Origin of the sequence: Blastopirellula marina, from assembly GCF_002967765.1 — a bacterium.
GTDB classification, from domain to species: Bacteria; Planctomycetota; Planctomycetia; order Pirellulales; family Pirellulaceae; genus Bremerella; species Bremerella marina_A.
In genome coordinates this window covers 1,020,366-1,046,720 of the sequence record NZ_PUHY01000012.1, presented here as the reverse complement: position 1 = coordinate 1,046,720, position 26,355 = coordinate 1,020,366, and the positions used below count along the sequence as shown (strand labels likewise).

Genomic DNA, 26,355 nt, shown 5'->3' with positions numbered 1-26,355 from the left:
AAGAGTTAAATCTCTTGTCTTAGGAAAGACTTTCGTCTTGTTCGCTGAGTTGCCTGTGCACTATTTGACGATTGCCATCTTGCTCGTTTCTGCCGCGACACTGAATGCCGCTGCGCCTTCACGTAGCGAGCTCGATCAGCGTTATCAGGCCGAACTCGCTCAACTGGCTGCTAAATGCGATGAAGTCGGCTTACCAGACCAAGCGAAGATTACTCGCGAATGGATCGTGAAACCACATGGCGAAGAGAACCTCTTTTTTCTCGTTCCAGAGACAGATACGCATCAACCGAAAGAGGATGCCCCTCAGTTAGTTCAATTCTGGCACAACAAGTTTCGCACGTTACGCAACACCCAAGCAGATGCTCTCTACAAACACGCCCAAGAACTTCTAATCGCCAACAACGGACCAGCGTCGTATCGCACGCTGCATGAAGTGCTGCGAGAGAATCCCGACCACGCCGATGCGAGACGGATATTAGGCTACAACCAGGTCAATGGTACTTGGCGTCGCCCCGGGGTTACCACCAGAGCCAAGCAACCGCGATTTGATCATCCAAAGTTAGGTTGGCCCTCGAGATCGTTCTGGCAGATCGATACGCCTCACTTCCAGATCATGACCAACGAAAGCGAAGCGGCCGGACTAGAGTTGGGCGAACGCCTGGAGATCGTCTATTCCGCATGGGAACAGATGTTCTTCTCGTATTGGAGTAACGAACGCCAATTGGCCAGCTATTTCGATGGAGGCACGCCCAGCCCGGTGCGGAAAAAGTTTGACGTCGTGCTCTTCAAATCACGGGGCGAGTACGTCAACTACCTGGAAGCAAAACAGCCCCGAATTGGCATCACCCTGGGGATCTACCAGTTCGACGAGGAGATGGTTTTCCTATTTCATGATGAAAGCGACCAAGCCCACGCTACGTGGCATCACGAGGTCGCACATCAACTGTTTCAAGAATATCGATCGGCCTCAAACGATGTTGGCGTCAACTACAATACCTGGGCCATCGAAGCGGTCGCCATGTACATGGAATCGCTCCGCATCGAAGACGAATATGTCACCCTCGGAGGTATCGACGCAACGCGACTGCAATTTGCTCGCAATCGCTTCTTGATGGGAGACTTCTACATCAAGCTTGAAGAACTCGTCGCGATGGGACGAAGCGAACTACAAAAGAGTGATGACATAGGCGCGATCTACAGCGAATCGGCCGGGCTGGCCCATTTCTTTCTCGACGGCGATCAACAAAAGCGACGCGAGCCATTCACCCAATACTTGGTCGATATTTATCAGCGAAACGATCGAGCGCATAGCTTGGAAATGCGACTGGGACAGAAAGGATTAGCAGCAATCGATCCTCAGTACGCAGCTTACCTTAGCGTGAGTACCGAACAAATTCTCGCATTGCCACAAGGCTCTGCTACGACCGACTTAGCACTGGGAAAATGCACCGGCATCGACGATCGTGCCTTGGAACGAATTGGTACGTTCGCCCAGTTGAAGTGGCTCGATTTGACCTTCACTTCAATAACCGGTGAAGGTATAGCTCCGCTGAAGGGCTGCCAATCACTGCGGGACCTCAGCGTCGCCTCGACACGGATCAACGATGCCGCGCTATCAACCATCGGCCAGCTTAGCCAACTAGAAGAACTCGACATCAGTGGAACGGCCGTTTCCGATCAAGGCTTGAGCCACCTCGGATCTCTTTCGAAGCTGAAGGTGCTACGAATGGCGGTCACCCAGATCTCCGACGCAGGACTGCTAAAGCTTTCGCGGCTCAAGAATTTGGAAATGATTGATGCCCGGCAAACCCGCATCACTGCAGCCGGTGCCGAACGACTTAAGCAGGCATTGCCCGACGTCGTGATCCATCTTTAAGGATCGCCACTACCGCAGGCCGTGGCATGGAAGCGTGGCCGCCGGTAATCTAGAATCGATAGCTCCTTCCGTTTTCTTCCCTTCCTGATGGAGCCACACCAATGCCTGCCCCTCGTCCCTGGAAGCTCTCTGAAGTCAGCTACGGTCACGTTAAACAATCTCAGTACGAAGTTGCCGTGCTTCCCTTAGGCGCCACCGAACCGCATAACCTCCATCTGCCGTACGGAACCGACGACTACGAAGGAACGCAAATTGGAGAAAAAATCTGCGAAGCGGCCCACGCCCAGGGAGCCAAAGTGATCCTCCTGCCGACCGTTCCCTACGGCACGGAAACCAACATGCGGGAGTTTCCCCTGGCGATGAACCTCGATCCATCGACGCTGTACGCCGTGGTCACCGACCTGATCGCATCTCTCGTTCAAAGTGGAATCAAAAAGGTAGTCCTACTCAACAGCCATGGCGGCAACGAGATGAAACCGCTGCTGCGTGAGTTGTACGGTAAGACCGAGGCTCAGGTATTTCTCTGCAACTGGTTCAAGGCCTTCACGAACGAAGAGTACTTTTCGATCTTCAAACACATGGAAGATCACGCCGGCGAAATGGAAACATCCATGATCTTGGCTTATCGCCCAGAGCTGGTCGCCAAACGTCCAGACGGGTCGCTGGACGCTGACTCAGGCGCGACCAGACCGATGCAATTTGAGGCATTGGAGAAGGGCTGGGTGTCGATCACACGCCCCTGGCATCTGCTGACAACCAACAGTGGTTCGGGGCACCCGCACGAAGCGAGTGCGGAAAAAGGTGAGCAATTGATGCAGTTGCTAGTGAACCGCTTGGCCCCTTTTCTGGTCCAGCTTTCTGATGCGAAGCTGGACGATGCGTTTCCGTTTATCCTCGACGATCCGTCGTAAAGCGTTGAAAACAAAGCACTTGAAAAATTAAATCTCCCCGGCCAATTGACGAGGTGCCCGCCGGAATTTAAACTAAGTCGCTTCAATTGTGGTGGGTATAGCTCAGTTGGTTAGAGCACTGGATTGTGGTTCCAGGGGTCGTGGGTTCGAATCCCTCTACCCACCCTTTTTCTTCTTCTGCCTTCTCGGAACAGATACACCGACGAAGGCCTCTCGCGAGGCAACTCTGCCGTAATGTCTTTTTCGATACCACTTGGGCGTTATCGTCACTACAAAGGTGCTGAGTACATTGTAATCGGTATCGCCCGGCATAGTGAAACGGAAGAAGAACTGGTGGTCTATCGGCAAGACTATGGCGAGCGAGGCCTGTGGGTCCGGCCACTATCCATGTTCCGCGAAACGCTCACGCTCGACGGACATGAAGTACCACGTTTTGCTTACATTGGCGAAGCATAAATCCAACCAGAAAATTCTTTGCCTACACTTGGCGCATGAAAAAAGCCTGCGACCATTCGATCGCAGGCTTCTGACTTATTGGTTCATGCCTAGGGCTTAGCCACCACAAGTGGTGCAAGCGACTGGAGCACATCCACCGCAGCTGGCGGCTGGAACCTGGATGGTCTTAGGAACCATCTTGCAAACTGGGACCTGAACTTCTTCGGTCACAGTGTGCGGAACCATCACGGTGTAGCTGCAAACCTTGTCTTCGTAAACAGTCTTGTAGGTCGTGACGGGCACTTCCTTGGTACGAGTCTCGGTCTTGCAGACCATGTGCTTCACTTCCTTGGTCTTGGTTTCAGGAACCATCTTGCAGACCTGATAGGTGTACTCCTTTTCCTGTGGAACACAAACCTTGACCTTGACTTCCTTCTGCTTGGTTTCCGGAACCATCTTGCACACTTGGTAGGTGTACTCACGAGTTTCCGGCTTGCAAACCATGTGCTTGACTTCCTTGGTCACAGTTTCAGGAACCATCTTGCACACCTGGTAGGTGTATTCCTTGGTTTCTGGCTTGCAGACCATGTACTTAACTTCTTTCTGTTTGGTTTCGCAAACCGTCTTGCAGACCTTGTAGGTATAGTCCTTATTTTCTGGCTTCATGACACACACCGTGTAGGTGTACGGCACTTCTTCAGTAACTGGCTTCATGACGGTGCAGTCGTACGATTCCTGGACCACATTGGAAACCCAAACTTTGCAGGTCGTTGGGCAACCGCAGCAGTCAGTGCTCGTCTTGGTCTGCCAGCAACCCTTATCGACACAACGGGTCTTGGTGACGGTTTCAGGAACCATCTTGCAAACGGTTTTGGTACCTGTGCGTTGTTCCTGGTGAGGAACCATGACCGTCTTGGTGCAGGTCTTCGTTTCCCAAACTGGCTTGGTAGTGGTGTAGTCAACAACCTTGGTTTCCCAAGTCGGAACCATCACAGTCTTCGTACCGGTCTTGGTTTCGTAGACAGGCTTGCAGACGGTTTGCTGAACAGTCTTGGTTTCCCAGGTTGGAACCATAACCGTCTTGGTACCAGTCTTGGTTTCGTAGACAGGCTTGCAAACGGTGTAGTCGACCAGCTTAGTTTCGTAGGTCGGAACCATCACAGTCTTGGTACCGGTCTTGGTTTCGTAGACAGGCTTGTTCACGGTGTATTCGACGACCTTGGTTTCCCAAGTCGGAACGCTAACCGTGTATTCCTTGGTGACGTAGTTGGTTTCCGAAACGCACTTGGCGACCTTCACGGTCTTTTCGCGTGTTTCTGGTTTGCAGACAGTCTTGGTGACGGTGCGAGTTTCCATCACGGTCGTCGGGACCATGACCGTCTTTTCGACCATCTCGGCCGGTGCGGCTTCACCGCACGAAGAACAGCTCGTGGTGTCACTACAAGTTACACATGGCGAGCAAGCTGTACGGCAGCGATGACGTCCTGCGTCCGCGATCTGCGGGAACATCATAAAGGTCATTGTCAGAAGTAATACAGAGCGGAGCATCATGAAAGTTTCCCCCAAGAAACATGCGGAGCGAAATTGGGCCATAAATGGAGCGTATATCGGGAACGCTTCGTAAACTGTAAGTCAATCATTGGGTAGTGGCTGGCCAAAACCGATTCTAGCGGCTGCGACCTTCGGGTTAAATTAGGTTCTTGTGCATTTTGGGCAAATTATAACGGCACGTCTGACGGGCAACCTGCGGGAGGGGCTGCATCAGCCGTTGCGTAGTGGTATCAAAAGTGTGAGATATCTCACTGCGGTTTCGCAGCAAATAACTTGGAGCAGCATCAATGCAGGAATCGCGCTATTGCCGTGTTATACTCGCCGCAATCGGACTTCTTGCCCTAGCCGTTGGCCTAACAGCATCTCTTGCGCCATTCGTGATTCCATCTACGATTTTGGCAATACTGCTTGCCGCTCTAGGCGCGGCCATTCTTGGTGTGTTCGCTGCTTCACAATGGCTCGGAAAACAGCGTAACGCGAAAATAACCGACTCAAACGTGGCCGAAGACTTAGGAAGTTTACGTGAAGATCTCGAATCCCTCCGACTCGAACACCTCGAACTGCTGGAAGATAAAGCCTATTTGCAATTTGTGAAATCGAATCAGGAACGAGAGCGGCAACTCCTCGCCCTCGATCTACATGATCTGGTTTTGCCCAACCTGACTTCTTCGCTGCTACAGCTGGAGGTCATACTGGATCGCCCGCACACCAGTCGCGAATCTTTGGAAATGTCGATTGAAATGATCCGCACGAGTCTTCGTCATGCGCGTCGAACCATGAACTTGTTGTCTCCCAACATGACCCAAGACGAAGGTGTCGTAGCGGGAATCCAACGTTTGATCGAGCAATTCGAACCTTCAATCGAGTCGATTCTCTTTCGTCAAGATATCGAATTTGACCGTTTAACCCCCATGGCCGAGGGTGTATTGGTTCAGCTGGTACGTGAAACACTCGATGAAATTCGTCAATGTTCGACGACCGATACCGTAGTGATCGACTTGCGACAAAATGACGAACTTCTTCAGTTGTCGATCACCAGCAATGGCACGCCAGATGGCAAAACGCCGTTTGATTCAAGTCACGAAGGCCGTATCCAGGAGTGTGTCGAATATTTAAATGGCACCATCGAGCGAAGGACTTCGTCAGAGCTCGGCTGCGAGTTGTGCATTGAATTCCCCCTCGACAGTGCGAAGAAAAAATTCCGGAACAGGGAAAAATCGCGGGCATTCGGCTAAGCAACGTCGGAAATCGCCTATTCGCGGTTATAATGTTCGATTCGCACGCCTCCATTCTCGCCAACCAAAGATAAGCCCCTACTTGCTATGCGCGTCGCCCTGTTCGTCCCTTGCTACGTTGATCAGCTATATCCTCGCGTTGGGATGGCAACGCTAGATCTGCTGGAGCAACTAGGTTGTGAAGTGGAATTTCCAGAAGCACAAACATGCTGTGGGCAACCGATGCTCAACAGCGGCTGTGATACCGATGCCGCTCCACTAGCAGAACGTTTCTTAGAGATCTTCACCGGCTATGATGCCATCGTCGCGCCAAGCGGCAGCTGCGTTTCCATGGTGAAGAATCACTACGAACATATCGTCCACGGCGACTCGCGGCACGAGACAATCCGCACAAAGATTTTCGAGCTTTGCGAGTTCCTGGTCGATGTGCTGAAGGTCGACTCCTTGCCCGGCAACTTTCCGTACGTTGTTGGTCTCCACTCGAGTTGCCATGGCTTAAGAGAGTTACGACTGGCCAGCGACAGTGAACGCAACACGTCCGAGTTCAACAAACCTCGCCAGCTTCTGCAAATGATTGACGGCATCACGCTTGCCGATCTAAAACGCAAGGACGAATGCTGTGGCTTCGGTGGCACATTTGCGGTTTCAGAGGAAGCGGTTAGTTGCACGATGGGTCGTGACCGTATCGCCGACCACCTCCAAGCGGGCACGCAAGTCTTAACCGCTGGCGACATGTCGTGTCTGATGCATCTAGCCGGATTGATCCAGCGAGACAAACATCCCATTCGCGTCATGCACATCGCCGAAATCCTCGCCGGATACGAGGTTCCCCAATGAGCACCAGCACTAAATTCGATCACCCCACAAACGCTAATCGCTTTAACCAGGATCAAGCCCGTACTCACTGGCATGATTCGGCACTGTGGTTCATTCGTGAAAAACGCGATCGCATGTCCAAGAGTCTACCCGAATGGGAAACGCTCCGGTCGTGCGCCTCTCAGATCAAAGCCCACACTGTCAGCAAGCTGGCCGACTACCTGGAAGAGTTCGAGAAGAATGCCCGAGCGCGCGGTGCCATTGTGCACTGGGCGAAGGACGCTGAAGAACATAACCAGATCGTGCTCGACATCCTCAAGAAGCATGAAGCCGAGCGAATCGTTAAATCGAAGTCGATGCTCACCGAAGAGTGCCATTTAAATCCGTTCCTGGAGAAGAATGGTATCGAGGTTGTTGATACCGATCTGGGCGAACGGATCGTGCAGCTCCGCCAAGAAGGCCCTTCGCACATTGTAATGCCGGCAATTCACTTGAAGAAGGAAGACGTCAGCGAAACCTTTCACCAGCATCTCAACACCGAAGCCGGCAACAACGATCCTTGCTACCTAACCGAATCGGCTCGTCAACACTTGCGTGACAAGTTCATGCAAGCCGACGTTGGAATCACCGGTGTGAATTTCGCCTTGGCCGATACGGGCGGGATTGTTGTCTGTACGAACGAAGGCAATGCTGACCTAGGTGTGTCTCTGCCAAATGTTCATATCGCGTGCATGGGCATTGAAAAGCTGATTCCCTCTGCGGATCACCTCAGCATATTCCTGCGCTTGCTTGCTCGCAGTGCAACCGGTCAACCGATCACGACTTACTCGTCCCACTTCCATGGGCCACGTGAAGGTGGTGAACTGCACATCATCTTGGTCGACAATGGTCGCAGCAATTTGATGAACAGCGACGACTATCGCAACGCGCTAAAGTGCATCCGCTGTGGTGCCTGTATGAACACCTGCCCGGTTTATCGACGCAGTGGCGGTCACAGCTATGCTGCCACTGTGCCAGGGCCGATTGGCTCGATCTTGAATCCCCTCCGCGACGCGAAGCATCACAAGTCGCTTCCGTTCGCATGTACTTTATGCGGAAGCTGCACGGACGTTTGCCCCGTGCAAATCAATTTGCACGAACAACTTCTTACGCTGCGTACGGAAGTGAAGAATCAAAAACAGCTTCCAGTCTCCAAAACGATGCCGATGCGAATCGCATCATGGGTCTTTCAGCGTCCGAAGCTGTATGCCTGGCTCGGAGGCATCGGCAAGTTCTTTCTGCGGAACTTGCCTCGGTTCATGATCTACAACGGCATGAACCCATGGGGCAAGAATCGGGAGATGCCAGAAGCCCCGTCCGAGAGCTTCCGCCAGCAATACGCCAAGCGAGCGAAGAAGAATCAATCGAAATGAGCAGCAAAGATCACATCTTAAAATCGGTCCGCAACCAGTTGGTTCCGTCGGTCGATCTACCCAGCATGCAGCAAGAATGGATTCAGTACGCGGATCCCGTTGCCCACTTTGGCGATGTTCTCGCTGCTGTCGGTGGTACAGCCGTCGTCGTCGAAGGCCTCGATGGATTGGCGGAGTCGCTCGCCGAGCTGCCTGTTTATGTGGACGCGAAGAAGACCGTTAGCTGCATCGACGGATTGATGGGTAATATCGATCTCGATCGGATCGATGATCCCCACGCTTTGGAAGATGTCGACTTCGCCCTTCTGCCTGGCGAATTTGCGGTCGCGGAGAACGCCGCCGTGTGGGTGACCGATGCCGCCATCCGGCATCGGGTTGTGTTATTCATTCCCCAGCACGTCGGCCTCGTGCTGCACTGCCCTGGCGGGCAAGTTGACGATGTGATTGTGAATAACTTAGCCGAGGCCTACCAGAAACTCAGCTGGCAGGCCAACCAGTTCGGCTGCTTCGTCTCAGGCCCCTCCAAGACTGCCGACATCGAGCAGTCCCTTGTCATCGGAGCCCATGGGGCGCGATCGCTGCATGTCTTCTTCGTACTTTGATCGCTGGAAGTTTCCACCATTGACTTTAGAAGCTGCTCTGCTTCGATCGTTACGAGATTGAGCGACGTCGCCGGTGTGATACTCTGGTTCTGGCCGAGGACCGCGACGAGGTCGTGAGTCTGCGTCAGCATCACCGCGATTCCGGAAGTCAGGATCGCGGTCGTCACCTCGACCACGTCCGCGCCAGCGGTGGTCGAAATCTCGCGGTCCAGGAGGTCCTTCGTGAGGAGGACCAAAATTCCAGCGCCAGCCAGGATTGAATCGCTTGGTCTCACTTTCGACCATGGCAATTTGCTGCGAGGTAACCTGATAGTGGACAATTTCCGCGGCAAACAAATCACCCGGTACGTGACGAATTACTTCGAGCATGGCGTAGCCGTCTTGGGGAACCAAGTGCGTGCTTTGGATCGCCCCAACATCGGTTTGCAGATCTCGCTTGACGATGCTGCCCCATTGGTCAACGAGAAGCAGTTCCTGACGGTTGCTTGCTTCCGACTTTTCTGGGTTCATGTCGGTGATGACGTACACTTGCCAGTTGTCGCCCACTTCGGATACGAATCCAGACTTTAGGCGGACGTCATAACAGACAGGACCGAGCAGAGATTCGCGCTGAATGCTGTAGTCGAGCCAGTGACTGCGAACATACTGGAAGTAGGTCGGCCCATACATTAGACCGAGCGCTCCAAACAGGAATAACCCCGGGAGGAGCACCTGTGTAATATTCTTCCTGGTCTGCTCCGTCATTCTCTCGCCTCGTTCTCTTGTTCGTTCTGTTCCGTGGAGATCTGCGGTAGAAAAGGTGGGGCTACCGCTAATAGACATGAACCGCGCAGCTATTCGCAGGTGTCGGTCCGCTCGCACCGATTCTCACGGAATCTTCAAATAGGTCAAGAGTTTCGTAGGCTTAGTAATTCGCCCAAAGCTTAGATGGTCACACCAATTTGCTCGGCTCGTTTCCGCATTCCGAGTTCGAAATAGTAGTAGCGTCTTCCCTTGGAGTACTGCTGCGACCATTTAAAGGTGGAGTATACCAACTTCAGTGGCAGCTTATCTTGTTCAACAAGATAAATAACAGCGGCGATGAATTCGTACTGCGCGGGTAGACGAACATACAGGCCTTTTTCGAGTGTCTGCTGCAGATTCGCTGTATCGACCGCCATTGATGAACGGGGAGAAAGCCAGCCATGCCCGAACGCGCTCAGCGAACCCACGGCCAAACTACCTGCAATCCATTTCAATATTCGACGTCGCATTGCCACACTCCTTCGCCTTTAAGAGAAAGTCGGTCGCGTGGAATACCAGAAACAAGGCCGCCCCGGCAAGAGCAACATCCGTCGGGTTCCCGCTAGCAGCTCGCAGAGCGGTTTAATGCACAGCATTTTCCCACTAAGTACAAGTGATGTAGCAAAGCTTGACATTCCTCTTTTGAAAACCCTATACTGCCTCCCACGACTGTTACTTAGGGGGTTTCCTAACAGTCGATGGTGACGAGGACCGCGCTATCCCCGTAAGCGCCGGATGCCAGTAAGGGAGTCTTTCCCTCACCTGATGAGTCGCTGCCCACTTAGCGATTTAGGCACGCCTACCTCTGCTCATGAGTTTTCCATGGAGCCAACCGCTGCATGGAGTTCCTCCCATTTGAGTAAGGAGCATTCCCATGCTCGTCATCCCTGGCAGCAAAGCGAAGGACGTCTGCGATCCCCATCTTGGGGCAACGCGACGCGATCTGTTGCGAGTCGGTGGTTCCGCCATGCTGGGCCTCTCGCTGGGACAGATGCTCAACCTCCAATCCAACCAAGCTCAAGCAGCCGATCTTGCCACCCACGGACCTAACTTCGGTAAGGCTAAGAGCATTATCCTGGTTTATTTGCAGGGCGGCCCAAGCCATCTCGACCTGTGGGACCCTAAAGATAATGTGCCTGATAATGTGAAAAGCGTTTTCAAACGCATCGGCAGCAAGGTCCCCGGCATGGACTTAACCGAGAACTTGCCGAAGCTCGCCCAACAGACCGACAAGCTTTCGCTGATTCGCTCAATGAGCTACACGCCGGTCGGCTTGTTCAATCACACGGCCGCGATTTACCAAATGCACACTGGGTACACGGCCGACAAAGTGAGCCCTAGCGGTCAGCTCGAGCCCCCCACGCCGAAAGACTTCCCCAACTTCGGCTGTAACATTATCAAGTTCAAGCCGCCCGAAGTCCCGATGTTGCCGTTCGTGATGATGCCCCGTCCGCTGCAGGAAAGCAACGTCGTCAATAAGTCAGGCACAGCCGGCTTTCTCGGCCGAGCCTACGATCCGTATTATCTGTTCCCGCCCGGGGGTGATATGGATATGAACAAGATGGACAACATCAACGTCGACGACCTAAAGCTCCGCCCGGAAGTAACTAGCACGCGCCTCGGACGACGAGCCCATCTGCGTGACATGATCAACGCCGGCATGCCAGCGCTCGACAAAGCCGTTCAATCGTACGATCTGGATAAATACTACGAGACCGCGTTGAATCTGATCTCCAGCGGTCGTGCTCGTGACGCGTTCGATCTTTCCAAAGAAACGGACAAGACGCGGGACACTTATGGCCGAAACACGTTTGGCCAAAGCTTGTTGCTGGCTCGCCGATTGGTTGAAGCAGGCACGCGAGTTGTCGAAGTGATTTGGCCCAAGGTTGCCAACTCCGACAATCACAGTTGGGACCATCACGTTGACCTGTCCAAACGGATGAAGAACCAATCCGCTCCGATGCTCGACTCGGGACTTTCCGCGTTAATCGGCGACTTGGACGATCGTGGAATGCTAGATGAAACCTTGGTTGTTGCCGTAGGTGAATTCGGTCGCAGTCCACAACGCGGTGTGAGCACTTCCGGCAACAACAACAGTGCCGATGGCCGCGACCACTGGCCTTATTGTTACACGGCGTGTGTTGCCGGTGCCGGCATCGCACGTGGCCAGGTCTACGGCGAGTCGGACGAAACCGCTTCCGCGCCGAAAGATAACCCAGTTCATCCGATCGAGTTGCTTGCTACGATGTATCACGCAATTGGAATCGACCCTCAAACCATTGTGTATAACCACCTAAATCAGCCCCGCGAGCTAGTGAAGGCCGAAGCCGTTACGGCACTCTTCGGCTAACACGAACTCCACCCCATTCTCTTCTTTGATCCCCCCTTTCCTTTTCATTAAGCGGCCTCGGTGACATCCATCCTCACCGAAGCCGCTTTTTTTCGTTCTTGCCATGGAATCAAATCGCTACCCTTAGTCAACAAGCTGAAAGTTGCTAAAGCGAATGCGAAGTTCGATACCTGAAGAAAATAGAATACGATGCTCAAAACGACCGTCCGCCAACCGATGCGGTTCGTCATAGCCTAAGTCGCCGTAGCCAAACGGACCAGGCAGTCCAAGGGCCGGATTCGCAGTCGAAAGAAACGAATCGACCTGAAGATATCGCAGTGTCAGCTTTCGAGACTTGCCGCCGCCTCCACAAGCATCGAGCTTCATCTCAAGCGCTTGAGTAGCCGCATCGAACTCCATTCTTCGCAACCTGGCATCGTGCAGCGACACGCTTTCCGAGAGCGTCCGAAAGTCTTTCGGGAGCACATCCTGAATCGAGGCGACGTGATCTTGGAATTCCTCAACCGGATCCTCGCCACGCCCATCCTGAAGTCCTAGCCACCATTTCAGCGTGAAGTATTTCATGCCGGAAGGAGATGCGACACCTTACACAGGTTCGCCAAGAATTCATCTCTCAATAAACAGCGAGTCATATCACAAAGGGTCGCTGCCAGAATCGCCCTTCAATTCACTGGAAGCCTCGACGTCATTCACCGATTCGCCTGAATCCTGTGTTTCTATCTCTTGAACCTTGAGGTCACCCGCAAACCGATACAGAGCTGGAAGAAACTGATCCTTCTTTTCGGCATACGAAAGTAGCTCCAGCGTAAACCGCTTCCCATCTTGGACTGTGACCAGGAACACGCCGCTGGCAGGCAGGCTCCGAAACGACATCTTCTTCTCGAAGCGGACAAACCAGTTGTCGCCAATATTCAAGACGGTAAGGGGAGACTCTTTTCCAGAAGGAAACTCCTTGCGAATCGCTTCGGCTAACGGCTTGGCTGTTTCGGCCGAAGCGGTCTCCGGTAAATCGCCAGCCTCCTGTTCGCGGAGAACAAGTCGCGGCACGCCACCTTTCTCCTCGAAGTATGCAGCAAAAAGAAAATCGTTCGAGCGTGGTAGAAACTTCCACCCCTTCGGCATCGTCGACTGCACGCGACCTCCATCGAGCGGAGGCGTAGGATCGCCAGCTGGGGCGAGCGAGATGGCCGGCGTCTTAGGGCTGGCTTTTGAGTCAGAGGAATCGTGCCCAGCAGGAGCCGTGTCGCCAGACGACTGCGATGGTGACTCCGTAGAGCATCCCAGCGCCATCACAGAAATGACAGCGCATGTCATTAGATTGATTCGCAGCGTCATCAGAAACTCCCGCACTCAAAAAGGACTTGAGGTACTGGCACTCAGGACGAACGGACTACGAAGATCCCCGCGGCCGAAACCGCAGGACAAGAAACGCCAAGCCGCGATTACTCGACAACTTCTTCGATCGTTTCTTTGACTTTCTGCACGAAGTGCTGAGGCTTGCCAGACTTGCTCAAGTCGGCTGCCTTGGCTTCGGCTTCTTCCTTTTGGTCGAATTCGTACAAAGCGACCCGCTTCATCGATTGATTGAAGACCCCCCAGAACATTTTCATCCGGACTTCGGTGGTCTTCTTACTGCGGGACTTCCGTTTCGCCTTCTTCTTCTTTGGTGCTCCGTCTTCCTGTGCTTCGGCGGCTTCTGCAGCCTCCACTTGAGCACGCAACTCTTTGCGATTAGCGACTTTTCGGGCCATAGTGCAATCTTGCCGTTGTGGTAAGTTGACCAAGTACGAGCGAAATAGAGAATCTATTGAAAGAGGAGTCTACCGAATCCGCCCTACCTCGCCTGATAGTGATTTTCGCCAGTATAACGGATTTTGGCCGGTTTCACTATGGGCAGACGTATTAACCAAAAATGCTCTCACTGCTCGCTGAGTAGCCGTAGCCTACACAGGCAGCCGGTGCGAAGCCCTGCTGATCTCCGCGGATTTCGCTCCTTTCCCCCTCTTTCCCCCTACGTTTTACTGGTCGGTTGAGTACCATGCTGGAATGATTGATCTTGTTGAACAAATCGTAAGCCACCAGTTGGAAGCCACCGTCAAGGAACTCGGCCAACCGAAGTTCCGCGCCAAGCAGTTGCGGGAGTGGATCGTCCAGCAACGGGTCGATTCTTTCGAGGCGATGACGAACCTCCCCAAAGCTTTCAGGGAGAAGCTGGCCCAGTCTTGCCGAATTTGGACAACCACGATCGCCAAGCACACTTCCGCGGATGATGGCACCGAAAAACTGCTGGTTCAGCTCCACGATGGAGGCCGTATCGAATGTGTCTTGCTGCGAGACGGGGATCGGCGAACGATCTGCATTAGCTCGCAAGTAGGCTGCGCCATGGGCTGCGTTTTCTGCGCCTCCGGACTCGACGGTGTCGAACGCAATCTCACAGCAGGAGAAATCGCTGAGCAGATGTTGTGGCTGCAGATGCTGCTGCCTGAGGGCGAACGGCTTAGTCACATCGTGGTGATGGGCATGGGAGAGCCGCTGGCCAATGTTGATCGATTGCTTCAAGCCCTCAATTTCGCAACCGACGAAGATGGCCTGGGGATCAGTGCACGGCGGATTACAATCAGCACCGTCGGGCTGCCGCCGGCCATCAACAAGCTGGCGAAGCTCGACACGCGTTTTCACCTGGCTGTTTCGTTGCATGCCCCCAACGATGAGCTACGCACCCAGATTGTCCCTGTAAACAAGACCATCGGCATCGATTCGATTCTTGAAGCAGCGGACCATTACTTTGATGTAAGCGGACGGCGTCTGACGTTCGAGTACGTTCTTCTTTCCGAACTGAACGATCGCCCAGAACACGCCCAGCAGTTGGCTCGCCTGCTCAAGGGACGCCCTGCTCTTCTGAACGTTATCCCCTATAACCCGGTCCCGGGCCTGCCATACGAAACTCCGTCGATCCACGCCCAACAGCGATTTCGCGAGATCTTGGAGAACTACGGCATTACGGTGAAATTCCGGCACCGCAAGGGGGACAAAATCAACGCCGCTTGCGGTCAACTACGGCGGTTGTCCAAGGAGAATTTGGTGCCACTGGAAGGAACCAAATCGTAACCTCCGCCATCAAGAAGTAACCAAGAAACAAAAAACGCCCTGCTTAGTCAGCAGGGCGCCTTTTGTAAGTAAACCTTCGGCCAATGCGACGAGTGGAGTCGCTGCGAGAAATGCGCGTTTCTGAGCGTGCACTTGCACTAGCCGTTTGTGAAACGGGCATTCGCAAAAAATTGGTCCCTCTGCCGGATGGAGGCCGAAGGCTTAGATCCAATGTCTTGTTGATGCTCCCCTATTTTACCTCGCAATTAGGTCGAGGATAGGTCGGAAGCACGAAGAATATCTTTCGACCTGAGGTGCCCCTGACGTTTAGCAAATCCTGGCACCATTCTATTTTGCGAGAATTCTCGTGTCTCGTACCGATTTATCTCGATTTGCTAGCTGGCAGATTTTTCGATTCGCTTTCGAAATTCAGCTCGCCACGCCGCAGCCAAAACAGGGCAATTGGCCATGATCTCCGCATCCTGGACATTATGACGATCGTGGTAGAACAGTTCATTGAGGCGAGAAATTGGCCAATCTGGTAGCAGTCGACCGATCAAACGCACCTCCTGCCCGGCAGACAATTCTCCTTCGCGTAGTATGCGAACGTACCAGCCCATTCGCCCGGTCGAGACTGCCAGTGCCGTGAGTTGCTTCATTCGCCACCGTCGTCCCAGCTTCCAACACGGTTGCCGCGGCTGCGAAATTTGAATCGCGGCTTGCCCCACTTCGTAGGTATCTCCCAGGCAAACCGTATCTTCCGATTGGCCGAGAATGGTGAGATTCTCCCCGAACGCTCCTGGCCCGAATTGCTCGACGGCAAGTCGTTGAGAAATCGAATCAATCTGCCGAAACTCTTCCCGCCAAACGGGATAGTGCTCTGCTGAATAGCAGAGAACGGCTTTGTCCGCTCCCCCATGATTTACATGGTCAGCAACTCCGTCCCCATCAAATCCGAGATGCTTCAGCGAAACGGGGCTGCTAACTGGCTGCTTAAAGAAGCCAGTGCTCCAAGGCTTATCCATTGGGTCCGTTGCCTCAGGATTACCATATTCTTGCGGCATCCCCACGGCCAACTGCATGATTACTGCTGTATCTGACAACCCCTGCCCTCCCGAATACGTGACGAGCGAGCCCTGCATCCAGGCGCCCGAAGACCGTCATTATAGGACTCGAATCATGGCGGTCATGACGGGTCGCCGTACCCCGGGAAGAAGTTGGGGTACAGGAGGATTTTTTTCTAGCGAAATCTGAACCTGCCTCGAACCATCCGGCGAACTGCCCCGTAACCATTCCATCGAGACATTTTCCTCCAAGAATGTGCCGAAAAGATTGGAAGCGCTGAAAAAGGCCATCCAGGCTGTCCTCCGTATGGTGGGCTATCCTGGGTGGTCTTTTTCGTGCGCGCACGCTGAATTAACTTCAGCGTTTCTAGGTTTTCCAATCAGAATCAAGACACAAAAAAAGCCCTGGAAAGAACCAGGGCTATCGCAGCATGATGGGGTTATTGCGACTTGGCTTACTTCGATTTGAGATCGAAAGGAATGTCGTTCTTTCCTTCTTTCACGGTGACTTTCAGGTCCGTGCTACTTGGATTCAAATACTTCTTGGGAACGATGTACTTTGGCTTTGGTTCTTGCCCAGGAGCATATTCGGTTGGCTTGATACCTTGTGCTTCCGCTTCTTCGCGCGAGACGTAATCGGCAGCTTCCACTTTGCGGATCGTCACCACGTAGTCCCCTGGCATCGCACCAGCTTCTGGGGCTGGCATCTTGTCGTCGACCCCTTGAGTGGCGGTCAGCTTGTACACGCCGTTTGCGTCGGTTGTTCCCACGGCGGAGATACCTGTGGTCATGTCGACTGGCACAAAGGTCACCGAGGCACCTTCGACAGGCGAGCCATCGAGCGTCACGACACCTTCAACATACTCGGTTGGCAGGGTGGGTTCGCCTTGGCAACCCATGAGCCCAAGGCAACCAATCACCGCGGCAAGTGCCGCTGTTCTAGAAAAGATTGTACCCATAGATTCTTCACCTAATTCATAAATCCGCTCGATAGGCGGTAAGCATCGCGTTCAAAAAAAGGGTTCCGGGAGCCGCGCCTCTCCCGGAACCTCGAAAGCAGTTAACAACCAATTGCGTTCGCAGATTGGCCTATGGGATCGAAACCGCTTCGTGACCGGCCGAGGACCCCAAAGCACCCCAGACACCATACATCGAAGGCCCAGTGTAGTTCTGCGGGTTACCAGCTGGTGGAGTTGCCGAGTCCTGAACGGTCAGGGTTGGATTACCTGCATTGATGTTTTCAGCGATGAAGTGCACCGAACCATCAACGAAGAGAATGTTGACACCGCCTGGGTGATGGCTGGTTGGTGTCACCATGATGTAATTTTCGGCATTGTTACCGCAGCTTGGGCCGTTTGGCGGCAACAAGGTGTGCATCTGCGAGTAGACGGACATCGCGTCTGCCCAACGCCAGCCTTTTTGCCAGTCGTTGCCCGAGACCGAACCGGTCAGAGTCTTGTTGGCACCAACACGAGCCAGACAGTTCGATGGAGCCATGGGGTTCGACCAACCAATGTCGTTAGCCACACCGGAACCGACGTTGTTGTCGCTTTCCTGAATACCAACTTGAACTTCACCGATCATGATCGTGTTGCTGGTACCGTCAGTGATCGTGGCCATGCTGTGCATCTGCTGATCACCACGACCGAACACACCGCGGGTTTCGTGCCAGTCCCAGTTGAGCCAGTAGTCACCCTTGTTGGCGTGATAGCTGGTCTTACCACGACCGTCGGCAACAGCCTTGGCCCAACCATCCGAAGGACAATGGAACGAGTCAATCGATGCATTGCTAGTTGGGATGTTGCTCCAAGGACGGTCACCCGTACCAATCACGCTGTTCATCATGTTCTCGTACAGCGCGTTCTGCTCGATGTACGGAAGCAACACGACCAAGTAGCTCCAACGGTCACGGGCATCACGCCAGTCGTTGTATTGCTTGTCTTTCAGCAGAGGTTCACGACAGCTTGCCGGAAAGCGTTTGTAGGTGTCGTGAAAGTTATGGCATGCCAGACCAAGCTGCTTCAGCTTGTTGTTGCATTCCATTCGTCGAGCAGCTTCACGGGCTTGCTGCACCGCAGGTAAAAGCAGGGCAATTAACACCCCGATGATCGCAATCACCACTAACAACTCCACAAGCGTGAAGCCATTTCGTCGCGCAGTCATGTAGACCTCCAAAAACAGAAAAGATCGATCGATAAAGAGCATCAATCAGCAACGGCAGGAAGAGCACCATGCTGACGCAACTATAGTAACTATAAAACCCATCGCTACGCAAGTTATTAATTTTTGTTTTTTACACTTATTGTTAGCCATTTCCAGGAGGCCGTTAAGATATCTCGGGAATTAGCGCGTAAATCGCGAGCTAGCTGACAGTAAGTTTGCATCGAAACTGCTGCTTCCAGCGACCCGCAGTCGTGTTTGCGCATAAAAAAAACCGCACAAACACACTTTTAGGTACGATTGCCACCTTAATCCAGGGGGATTTTTCGAGAGATCAAAAATGACGCAAAATCTCAGTAATCCATTGCGATGTTTCGCGAGAGTGGTCAGGCTGATCTGATCGATACGACCTAACACGCGAACAAGCATCAGGAGTCGAGCGAGTGTGCCGCTGGTGGAGGCGGCGAAAGAGGGAGTCAAATACCCTTCTGGGCATTGACCCGTAACTCGGCCTAGAACTCAACGGCCAAGAGAGTGGCCGATCTAGCGATTTTGAATCGCACGAGCTTGCTCGCGCCAATACTCGGCGATTTCATCGAGCCCAAGCTCTTCGTACTTCGCTGCGATGGCCCACCGAATACCAGCGTTGCTCGTGTCTTTCGCGGCAAAACGCTCCATGCCGTGAAGTGTAACGAGTGCAGTCGACAACTTCTCGTGCATCGCCAACTCTTTGGTAGCTAATTCCCGCATGCCGGCCTTTGCGTAAGCCTGACCAAGCAGATAATGCACTTGTGGATGCGTTGGATCGATCTTACTCAATTTCTGGAAGTCTTCGATCGCTTTTTCAGCATTCCCTCTTGCCATCGCGACTTGTCCTCGCAACAGCATGGCGTCGACACTATCGGGGTTCTTTTCCAAGGCCTCGACAACCAGTTCTTCCGTTTCCTCGATCTTGCCTTGCAGGAACAGCAACTTCGCTCTCGTCGTTACCTTCGCCTTGGCAGCTTCGGGGGAGTTGGTCACAAACTTGTCCCACTCTTGTTGTGCCTCCCCAGCCAGACCGATTTCGATTAGCCGTTCAATCAGCTTCCAACGCGTTAAGTCTTGTTCGGCACAATCGCGTTTGAGAAGTTCGCGATAGGTCGCCACCAATTGTTCTAACGCCTGGCGATCCTCGAAAACGTACGACATGGCAACCCACGGCAAGCAATTATTAGGCTCCAGCTTCGCCAACTCGTCGCCTAGCTCCAGAACCTCGTCTTCGGCCCCCAGGTCGTACCGCACTTGAATCAACTGATTGAGAACCTCCGCTCGCCACTGATCTCGCTCATAGGCAATCGTGAGTAGCTCATTAGCATAAGCGTTGTCACCCGCGTAGAAAAATGCTGTCCCAGCCTCAATAAGATCAACGGTTTTGGTCTCTGCCGGATCGATCTTACTGCGAGCCTCTTGCAGGGCATCGGTCTCCTCGATGAGAAAATTCGGATCGTCCTTACGAATCACTAAAGAAGCCGCCAACAGGATGCTCGCAGTGGGCGAGTCACCATCCAACCCCACGGCACGCTCAGCGGCATCTCGAGCTTTCGAGGCATGCTCTAGCTTCACCGATAGATCGCCGGAGCTGTTGGCCACGGCGAGTTCTTCGCGGGCCTTACGTAGATAGTCCTCCGGGTCGCCGCGCATCATGCTTATCAGCACAACCATAGCGACAACCAAAAGCAGAACGATGACAACGAGTGTTGCCACGGCACGCTTCCATCGCTTGGCCTCATCAATCGCTAGTTGATCTTCAAAGCGAGCGGCCTTGTCCCTCGACCAATTCATGCGTTTCTTGTGGTTGAAGGTTTGAGAAAACTTCCTTGGTGCCCGACATCCAGGTTACTTCGACGTCGACGGGAGAGTCATCGTCGAGTGCGAACAGGACGCGTCGATCTGACGAAGAGGCATAACTGTCTGAGCCAGTCACCCAAGTCGAAAAAGGAAGCTCTTGATTCAACAAGTTCACCTTAGCACCAATACCATCGACGTTGGATTTGGTTCCCATCAATTGTAGCCGGACCCAATGCGGGCAAGAAAGGCGATTCTTAAGCAGCGCGACCGGTTCGTCCTGGTGAACAATCACCAAATCGAGAGCGCCATCGTTGTTCAAATCTCCGACGGCAACGCCGCGCCCAGAATACTTGCCGGCGAAATAAGGCCCAGCCTCTTTCGAGATTTCCTGAAATTGCTTTCCTTCTTTGCTTTGGAAAAGCTGTGGAGGCTGAAAGTAGGGACTTTCCAAGCGTTCGTATCCCACATGTCCATTCGCAATGAAGATATCAAGCCAACCATCGTGATTAAAATCAGCCAAAACCGTGCCAAAGCCAACCCACGGCCGTGAAACGCCAGCCAGGCCAACATTCACGGTGGCGTTCTGAAACAGGGTTGTCTCCGCGCTTTCTTTCAAGCAGAGGGAATTGTCTTGATTGGCAAAATTCGTGTACCAAAGGTCTGGCAGCCCGTCGCGATTACAGTCGCCAATCGCTACACCCATCGTTCCTTCACGTTCGCCACGCGAGGAAACGGCAACTCCTGCGAGAAGTCCTTCCTCAACAAATGGGAGCTCTTTTTGGCCGAGGTATAGCTGATTGAACTGGACATCATTGCCGACGAAGATGTCCGTTAACTGATCTTCGTTAAAATCGGCGCTGATGATCCCTAAGCCTCGGTTCTCAGGAACTAAACCCGACTTTTCCGTGATATCCGAAAAGGTGCCATCTTGCTGATTACGCAGCAGCGCATCGCGCTGCCCCTCGAAGAGCGTTGGGCCGCATACATCACGTTGGTTGCGTTCGTTGTGACAGGTTCGATTAGGATCTGGAGCCCAATCAGCATAAGTCATGAGGTAAAGATCAAGGAATCCGTCGTTGTCGAAATCGAGCCAACTTCCTTGAACGTACCAGTGCTTATGTTCGGCTAGACCTGAATCCTGGGTCACATCAATGAAACCATGCCCCTCATCATTCCTAAGTAGTTGCACGCCACCGTAACCAGCGACCAGCAAATCAGGCCAACCATCGCGATTGAAGTCAGCTGTGCTGCAGCCATGGGAATAGAACGGCTGAGTTGGAATCTTGAGTTCTTCGGTAACGTCGGTGAATTTCCAATTGCCATCGTTTCGAAAGAGTCGGGATGGCAATCCTTTGGTAATTACCGGAGTTCCTTTCTCAATGACACCACCACCGCTAAAAAACAGGTCGATGTCGCCATCTTGATCGTAGTCGACCATCGCGACACCTCCGCCCACGGTTTCGAGCAACGTGTAAAGCGACGATTCAAACCCGGCTCGGTAGACATGATCGACACCACTACCTTTGGCGACCTCTTCAAACCAGTCGCTGTCTTGAGGTTGTCGATCGATTGGCTCGCGTGGCAGTTCCGAGGGAAGCAGTGCCGATGTACGCGGAGATTCTGCGTCAGCATCTTCGACGACAGCCGCCGAATCAGGTGATTCGATCTCGCTGTCATCCGCTGGCTGAGAGGTACACCCAACCCAGGCTGGCACCAAAAAAAGAAAGGCCACTCCAATCAAGCGAGTGGCCTTCGATATCGAATGAAACACTATGGTTTCTTTCCAACAACGATTTCGATGTCTTTGTTTTCTTCGACCTTAATCTCGATACCGGAAGTATTGGGGTTTCCAAACTTCTTGGCAACGATTGGCGTACCGTAAGTTCCACCACTTTCGCCACCCTGCTCGGTAGCTTGTACGGCAACTTTGTAGGTACCGTTTGGCACGCCACCATCCATGTCGCCAATGTTCACCTTACCGTCCACAATGTTCCCGAAAGTTTCGTACGAATCGCTAACGAAACGAACGGTTCCTTGTGGAACAGGGCTTCCATCTTCGTAATTGACCGTTGCGATGACTTCATTACCGGTTTGTCCGCCACACCCAACCATGGGAATTAAAGCGAAAACAGCTAACAGTCCTAGTGCGCGATACATATTCATTTCCTGTCGATCAGCGCCGCAAACACGGCGGTGTAGCCTGGGGTTAAAGAAGAAAAGCGCCAGTTCGATGATGAAATGGCGCTTTCGCTTGCTAAAGAGCCGGGGAGAACAAACCTGTTATCCCGAATTCGTCAGTATTCAGACTACTGTCGGCTGATCACGGTACCGTCGCTGCAGTGACCGTATTGTCGGCGAATCAGTTCTGGGGTGTTCTTGCTCAAGTTCGTAACCGAACCATCACCCAAGAGGAACTGAACGATGCCTGGATGCCAGCTACCAAAACCAACTTCACGGTCAGGGTCGGTCTGATCGCCGGTGTCGTTTGGTCCACGACCAAAGCGGTGACGAATGTTACGCGAAGCGTTGTATTCACGCCAGCTACCATCGTCGAACAACCAGCTACCGTCAGCATTGTCGGTACCACCACAGCAGCGACCGAACTCGTTGGCAGTCACGTCTTTTTCGCCCACGAGAGCCGTGTTGCTCAAACCGTCAGTGATCCGAGCGAACGAGTGACGAGGCTTGGCTTTCTCGAACTGGGCATCGCCCGATTGAGTCAGGTCAGGCTTGGCCACGATGAAGGCTGACTTCAACATGTTGACGTGGTACGAGTCGTTACCGTTGTGATGGTTCCACCATTCTGCTTCGGTGGAATCAGTTGTATCGTTGGTCAACGAAATGTCGTATCGGATAGCAACCATGGCGTAGTCCGCAAGTGGTCCACGGCTGGTACCGCTGTCGCGAATCGCTTCCGAACCGGTACGACGCGAAGGACAAGTCATGAAAGGAATACTGGCCAACGATTCGCGTTCGCGTTGATTCAAACGGTCCCAGTTGGTCTCCATGTGCAGACCGAGATAGGTTTTGTTCGTCGTGTCTTGGTTGCCACCATTAAGCATGTCGTAAACGTTGCCTTGCTCCATTTGGGGCAGGATCTGAACGAACATACTGGCGCGACCGGAGTGCAAAACCAGCGGTGGCAACTTACCGTAGGTATCGTGCCAGTTGTGAATGCCGAGACCGAACTGCTTCAAGTTGTTCGTACATTCCATGCGACGTGCTGCTTCGCGAGCCTGCTGAACAGCTGGCAATAATAGAGCAATGAGCACGCCGATGATGGCGATAACCACGAGCAATTCCACCAAAGTGAAACCATGTCGCTTAATGGACATAAAGACCCTTCCGTTTCAAACCAAAAAGATGAGCGAATACAGATAAAAGATAGCTCACGCACGGCAATGGCAGAGAAGACACCGTGCCACGGCTTGAATGGTAGCCAACCCTTACGGGTTAATCAACATATTCCAACTTAGGATTAATTAATACATTTTCTATTTTTCCTGGCGCCACCCAGGGGTGCTGGTTGTCCGATTTGTATCCGCTCAAGAATACCCCTAACAGGGAGATCGGGTCTACTCACAATAGAATAGCAAGTCGCTGAGACACTTTCCAGTACTTTTGAGTTTTTTTATTGCTGCATTGAATACAGCAAGATATTAGTGGCGATTCGAGCCGCGTCTTCTTTGATGTAACCCTCGCACTGCAGGGCACTTCCGCTCTCCATGGCGCAGCTCATATCGTACGGGCTAAATACAACCGCCAGCCGATCGTTAATCCATAGCCCCTCTAGCGTGGGCGTGGTTTCTCGGCGAATTGACTTCAGGCCCCCCCCGTCTGCCGAGCGAGTTTGTGGATCGTTCAGTACGACTTTCGTAATGTCGAATCCACCATAATTTGCACTCAGCATAGGATGATCGATTGGAATCGCCTCTAACTTGGCATCTGGGAAGATCGCAGCAAGTTCGCGACGAAACGCTGCTGTGAACTGGGGACTCGCACAGATTGAATCCGCAAACAGAAACCCGCCTCGTTCGAGATATAGTTTTAGATTCTCTCGCTGTTTGGAATTGAAGCCAAAGTCTCGTCGACCGTGCATGAATAGAATCGGGTAAAACTGGTGCGAATCATCACTCAGCGTGACCATGGGCTTGTCGACCGAGAACCGAATATCGAGTTGCTCTCCGGCGACTCGCAACATGTTGGCCAATGCCGCGGGCGCATCATCCGATCCGCCCAGATGCTGAATCTTGGCAACCTTAAGCACGTTGCGATCTAATTCATCTTTGACACCACTATCCGTGGTCAGCTCGACGCGTTCCAACTTATCTTTTAACTGCCGGCCGGTGGCGTAGGCCAACACGTTTGCTCCCATGGCATTCGACGCTTTGACCTTGTCGCGCACCTTCTGCGAAATCGACTGGTCATCGAGAAAGCTACGGCTCCCAAACAATTCCCAGTAGCAACTCAAATCCTCTGGGGTATAAACCACGCTGGTTCGACAACATGCATCCAGCCCCCACAAGGGAACCGCGTAGTCAGGGTCGACCGGCTCCTCAGCAAACCAAACGGGATGATCTGGCGGAAGCAATCGGAAGTCGCTTTCAGGCAGGATTCGCTTAAGCATCGCGCGGAAGTCTTTGTCAAACTTTCCTCCACCACAGCCCGCCTCGGCGAAGATAAACCCACCAGCTTCGATGTACTGCTTTAAAAGCTCCTCATGGCGAGGTTCAATCTGAAAGCCTTCTTTCCCACTGATCCACAGGACTGGCGTTTGCAGGAGTTCCTCAGCACTTTTTACGGCACCGAAGTCGATCACTTGCCAAGTCATTTTCTGCTGCCAGAGACTTTCGACGTGGCGATTCAAGTTGTTCAGATCATGCCGATGGGGATTCCAATCCTGATTAGCTGTGTAGCGAAGCTTCGATACGAGTACCGGCCGGCGGCCTTTCGCCAAGAATAGTAATGCGAAACTAGTCGAAACGAGCGGATTACTTTGCTCGACAACTCCGGTACCACGCCACGTTCCATCAAGCGAATCTTGCCAAGAGACCAGCAGTTCCGCTCCTTCACGGTACCAATCATGGGTCCCGATAAACCGCCGGCCGCTCAAGCGTCCAACACGTTCGATCCCATACAGATAATAGAGTAGCGAATTTCCACCCCCGCCCCCTTCCGACGGGTTAGTTCGCATCGTCATGTTACGAGCCAGCCAATCGAATCCCTTGTCGACCTTTGAATCCTGTTTCAAAGGTAAGCAGCAATTGACTTGGTCGCCGTTGATTTCGGCGTCCCCCTGCTCGAGACGTTTCGTGGTGATCAGCATCGAGGTAATGCCGGCACAGGTCATACTGCCGGTTCCGGGGGAATTAGGCAAATACCCCCACGACCCACTGCCGTTCTGCATCGTATTCCAGCGTAGAAATGCCCGACGCCAAGTCTGCTCGCTGACGGAGGCACCATGTTCGGCAGCTTCATCAAGGGCCAACAGGGCGAATTGGCTGTTACTATTATCGCCCCCTGCTCCACCGCCACGTGGCGCACTGTACGACCACAATCCGGTACGCTCGCCCGTTGTAATCTGAAAGCTCTCAAGCTTAGCAGCGTTGGCTTTAATTAGCTGAAGATCGGTCTGTGGATCGACGGCACAGAGAACCATCGTTTGCAGCGACAAGGCGTAAGTTTTGTCTGGCCGTGCACTGCGGAGCGAGGTCATCGCCTTTTGGATTGTTGGATCGTCCTTAGGAACACCCGCTTCGAGAAGTGCCAAGGTGACCAGCGACGTAACGCCGGCCTCAAACTCTGCGTAATCTGGCCAGCTTCCGTCCTGTTTCTGTTGGCTCTTGAGATAGCGAACCGCCTTTTCCATCGATTCGCGTACGTCTTGGGGCGTTACGCCACCGCGCGCGGCAACTGCTTGCGCCCGTACCGAGGGCACAATCAGCAAGATCGCTACAATCAGACTACAGCAGCTAGTGATTCGAAGTGGGGTCAAACCCAAACTCTCCCCAAGGACACGTCGCATTCGCTTTCTACATCTTAGGTTTGCGTCGGAATGCCACAAGGAAAATGTGCCTGCGTTGTTTCCCTTGCAGTACGTTCCTACAATCACTTGGCAACGTTTGCGGGATTTGTTTGAAGAGAACCAACCCATTCACCTTGCGTAACTTACAATTATCCGACGAATAAGTTCGTAGGGGACTTTCTGTTTGTTGCTTCCTTCGGTGCGATACCGAAAAAGGG

At 53.0% G+C, this 26,355-nt stretch carries 23 protein-coding genes and 1 tRNA gene; 10 read left to right on the top strand and 14 right to left on the bottom strand.

What is annotated here, in order from left to right; all coding sequences use genetic code 11:
* The first annotated feature begins 37 nt into the window (after positions 1 to 37).
* The 4 genes from C5Y83_RS20790 (at position 38) to C5Y83_RS20775 (ending at position 3,243) form a co-directional block, all read left to right on the top strand.
* Positions 38 to 1,876 (top strand): hypothetical protein, encoded by a 1,839-nt coding sequence (locus tag C5Y83_RS20790; RefSeq protein ID WP_105331656.1) that lies wholly within the window; start codon positions 38 to 40, stop codon positions 1,874 to 1,876.
* A gap of 101 nt (positions 1,877 to 1,977) precedes the next feature.
* Entirely contained in the window at positions 1,978 to 2,787 is an 810-nt protein-coding gene (locus tag C5Y83_RS20785) for a creatininase family protein (RefSeq protein WP_105331655.1), read from the top strand.
* A 91-nt stretch (positions 2,788 to 2,878) separates the two neighbouring features.
* A tRNA-His gene (locus tag C5Y83_RS20780) sits at positions 2,879 to 2,952 on the top strand.
* A gap of 69 nt (positions 2,953 to 3,021) precedes the next feature.
* Complete coding sequence (locus C5Y83_RS20775) at positions 3,022 to 3,243, top strand: DUF1653 domain-containing protein (RefSeq protein WP_105331654.1); 222 nt, start codon at positions 3,022 to 3,024, stop codon at positions 3,241 to 3,243.
* 96 nt (positions 3,244 to 3,339) lie between these two features.
* Here C5Y83_RS20775 and C5Y83_RS20770 read toward each other — a convergent pair whose 3' ends face one another.
* The gene (locus C5Y83_RS20770) at positions 3,340 to 4,773 is read right to left on the bottom strand and encodes a hypothetical protein (RefSeq protein WP_158262433.1); all 1,434 of its coding nucleotides are present in this window, start codon (positions 4,771 to 4,773) and stop codon (positions 3,340 to 3,342) included.
* Between the two features lie 497 nt (positions 4,774 to 5,270).
* Between C5Y83_RS20770 and C5Y83_RS20765 the strand changes: the two genes are divergently transcribed.
* The 4 genes from C5Y83_RS20765 (at position 5,271) to C5Y83_RS20750 (ending at position 8,838) form a co-directional block, all read left to right on the top strand.
* The gene (locus C5Y83_RS20765) at positions 5,271 to 6,008 is read left to right on the top strand and encodes a sensor histidine kinase (RefSeq protein ID WP_158262432.1); all 738 of its coding nucleotides are present in this window, start codon (positions 5,271 to 5,273) and stop codon (positions 6,006 to 6,008) included.
* An 87-nt stretch (positions 6,009 to 6,095) separates the two neighbouring features.
* Entirely contained in the window at positions 6,096 to 6,845 is a 750-nt protein-coding gene (locus C5Y83_RS20760) for a (Fe-S)-binding protein (protein ID WP_105331651.1), read from the top strand.
* Positions 6,842 to 8,236, top strand: coding sequence for a lactate utilization protein B (locus C5Y83_RS20755; protein WP_105331650.1), 1,395 nt, complete (start codon positions 6,842 to 6,844; stop codon positions 8,234 to 8,236). The genes C5Y83_RS20760 and C5Y83_RS20755 overlap by 4 nt, the downstream gene beginning before the upstream one ends.
* Positions 8,233 to 8,838, top strand: a complete 606-nt coding sequence (locus tag C5Y83_RS20750; RefSeq protein ID WP_105331649.1) for a lactate utilization protein C — start codon at positions 8,233 to 8,235, stop codon at positions 8,836 to 8,838. The genes C5Y83_RS20755 and C5Y83_RS20750 overlap by 4 nt, the downstream gene beginning before the upstream one ends.
* Here C5Y83_RS20750 and C5Y83_RS20745 read toward each other — a convergent pair.
* On the bottom strand, positions 8,749 to 9,507 hold the full coding sequence (locus tag C5Y83_RS20745; RefSeq protein WP_105331648.1) for a hypothetical protein: 759 nt from the start codon (positions 9,505 to 9,507) through the stop codon (positions 8,749 to 8,751). The genes C5Y83_RS20750 and C5Y83_RS20745 overlap by 90 nt on opposite strands.
* A 254-nt stretch (positions 9,508 to 9,761) precedes the next feature.
* Complete coding sequence (locus C5Y83_RS20740; protein WP_105331647.1) at positions 9,762 to 10,091, bottom strand: hypothetical protein; 330 nt, start codon at positions 10,089 to 10,091, stop codon at positions 9,762 to 9,764.
* A gap of 404 nt (positions 10,092 to 10,495) precedes the next feature.
* On the opposite strand from C5Y83_RS20740, the gene C5Y83_RS20735 reads away from it, so the two are divergent.
* Complete coding sequence (locus C5Y83_RS20735; protein ID WP_105331646.1) at positions 10,496 to 11,971, top strand: DUF1501 domain-containing protein; 1,476 nt, start codon at positions 10,496 to 10,498, stop codon at positions 11,969 to 11,971.
* Between the two features lie 123 nt (positions 11,972 to 12,094).
* Here the strand turns inward: C5Y83_RS20735 and C5Y83_RS20730 are convergent, their stop codons facing one another.
* The 3 genes from C5Y83_RS20730 to C5Y83_RS20720 all read right to left on the bottom strand — a co-directional run bounded on the left by C5Y83_RS20730 (position 12,095) and on the right by C5Y83_RS20720 (position 13,722).
* Positions 12,095 to 12,535 (bottom strand): hypothetical protein, encoded by a 441-nt coding sequence (locus tag C5Y83_RS20730; RefSeq protein ID WP_105331645.1) that lies wholly within the window; start codon positions 12,533 to 12,535, stop codon positions 12,095 to 12,097.
* A 69-nt stretch (positions 12,536 to 12,604) separates the two neighbouring features.
* Positions 12,605 to 13,306: a hypothetical protein gene (locus C5Y83_RS20725; RefSeq protein ID WP_105331644.1), complete on the bottom strand. Its 702-nt coding sequence runs from the start codon at positions 13,304 to 13,306 to the stop codon at positions 12,605 to 12,607.
* 107 nt (positions 13,307 to 13,413) lie between these two features.
* Positions 13,414 to 13,722, bottom strand: a complete 309-nt coding sequence (locus C5Y83_RS20720; protein WP_105331643.1) for a hypothetical protein — start codon at positions 13,720 to 13,722, stop codon at positions 13,414 to 13,416.
* Between the two features lie 295 nt (positions 13,723 to 14,017).
* Here C5Y83_RS20720 and rlmN point away from each other — a divergent pair, with 295 nt between their 5' ends.
* Positions 14,018 to 15,079, top strand: a complete 1,062-nt coding sequence (gene rlmN / locus C5Y83_RS20715; RefSeq protein WP_105331642.1) for a 23S rRNA (adenine(2503)-C(2))-methyltransferase RlmN — start codon at positions 14,018 to 14,020, stop codon at positions 15,077 to 15,079.
* A 374-nt stretch (positions 15,080 to 15,453) separates the two neighbouring features.
* Here the strand turns inward: rlmN and C5Y83_RS20710 are convergent, their stop codons facing one another.
* The 8 genes from C5Y83_RS20710 to C5Y83_RS20675 form a co-directional block, all read right to left on the bottom strand.
* Positions 15,454 to 16,161 carry an MOSC domain-containing protein gene (locus tag C5Y83_RS20710; protein ID WP_105331940.1) on the bottom strand — a complete coding sequence of 236 codons (708 nt, stop codon included), beginning with the start codon at positions 16,159 to 16,161 and terminating at the stop codon, positions 15,454 to 15,456.
* Positions 16,162 to 16,577: 416 nt separating this feature from the next.
* Positions 16,578 to 17,081 carry a carboxypeptidase-like regulatory domain-containing protein gene (locus C5Y83_RS20705; protein WP_105331641.1) on the bottom strand — a complete coding sequence of 168 codons (504 nt, stop codon included), beginning with the start codon at positions 17,079 to 17,081 and terminating at the stop codon, positions 16,578 to 16,580.
* A gap of 130 nt (positions 17,082 to 17,211) precedes the next feature.
* Positions 17,212 to 18,285 (bottom strand): DUF1559 domain-containing protein, encoded by a 1,074-nt coding sequence (locus tag C5Y83_RS20700; RefSeq protein WP_158262460.1) that lies wholly within the window; start codon positions 18,283 to 18,285, stop codon positions 17,212 to 17,214.
* Positions 18,286 to 18,825: 540 nt separating this feature from the next.
* A complete protein-coding gene (locus tag C5Y83_RS20695; RefSeq protein WP_105331639.1) occupies positions 18,826 to 20,106 on the bottom strand; it encodes a tetratricopeptide repeat protein in 1,281 nt (426 codons plus the stop codon).
* A complete protein-coding gene (locus C5Y83_RS20690) occupies positions 20,072 to 21,883 on the bottom strand; it encodes a CRTAC1 family protein (RefSeq protein ID WP_105331638.1) in 1,812 nt (603 codons plus the stop codon). The genes C5Y83_RS20695 and C5Y83_RS20690 overlap by 35 nt, the downstream gene beginning before the upstream one ends.
* Positions 21,883 to 22,269: a hypothetical protein gene (locus C5Y83_RS20685; RefSeq protein WP_105331637.1), complete on the bottom strand. Its 387-nt coding sequence runs from the start codon at positions 22,267 to 22,269 to the stop codon at positions 21,883 to 21,885. Before C5Y83_RS20685 ends, C5Y83_RS20690 begins: the two co-directional genes overlap by 1 nt.
* A gap of 149 nt (positions 22,270 to 22,418) precedes the next feature.
* A complete protein-coding gene (locus C5Y83_RS20680; protein ID WP_105331636.1) occupies positions 22,419 to 23,447 on the bottom strand; it encodes a DUF1559 domain-containing protein in 1,029 nt (342 codons plus the stop codon).
* A 296-nt stretch (positions 23,448 to 23,743) separates the two neighbouring features.
* Entirely contained in the window at positions 23,744 to 26,107 is a 2,364-nt protein-coding gene (locus tag C5Y83_RS20675; protein ID WP_158262431.1) for a DUF4159 domain-containing protein, read from the bottom strand.
* Positions 26,108 to 26,355: the final 248 nt, after the last annotated feature.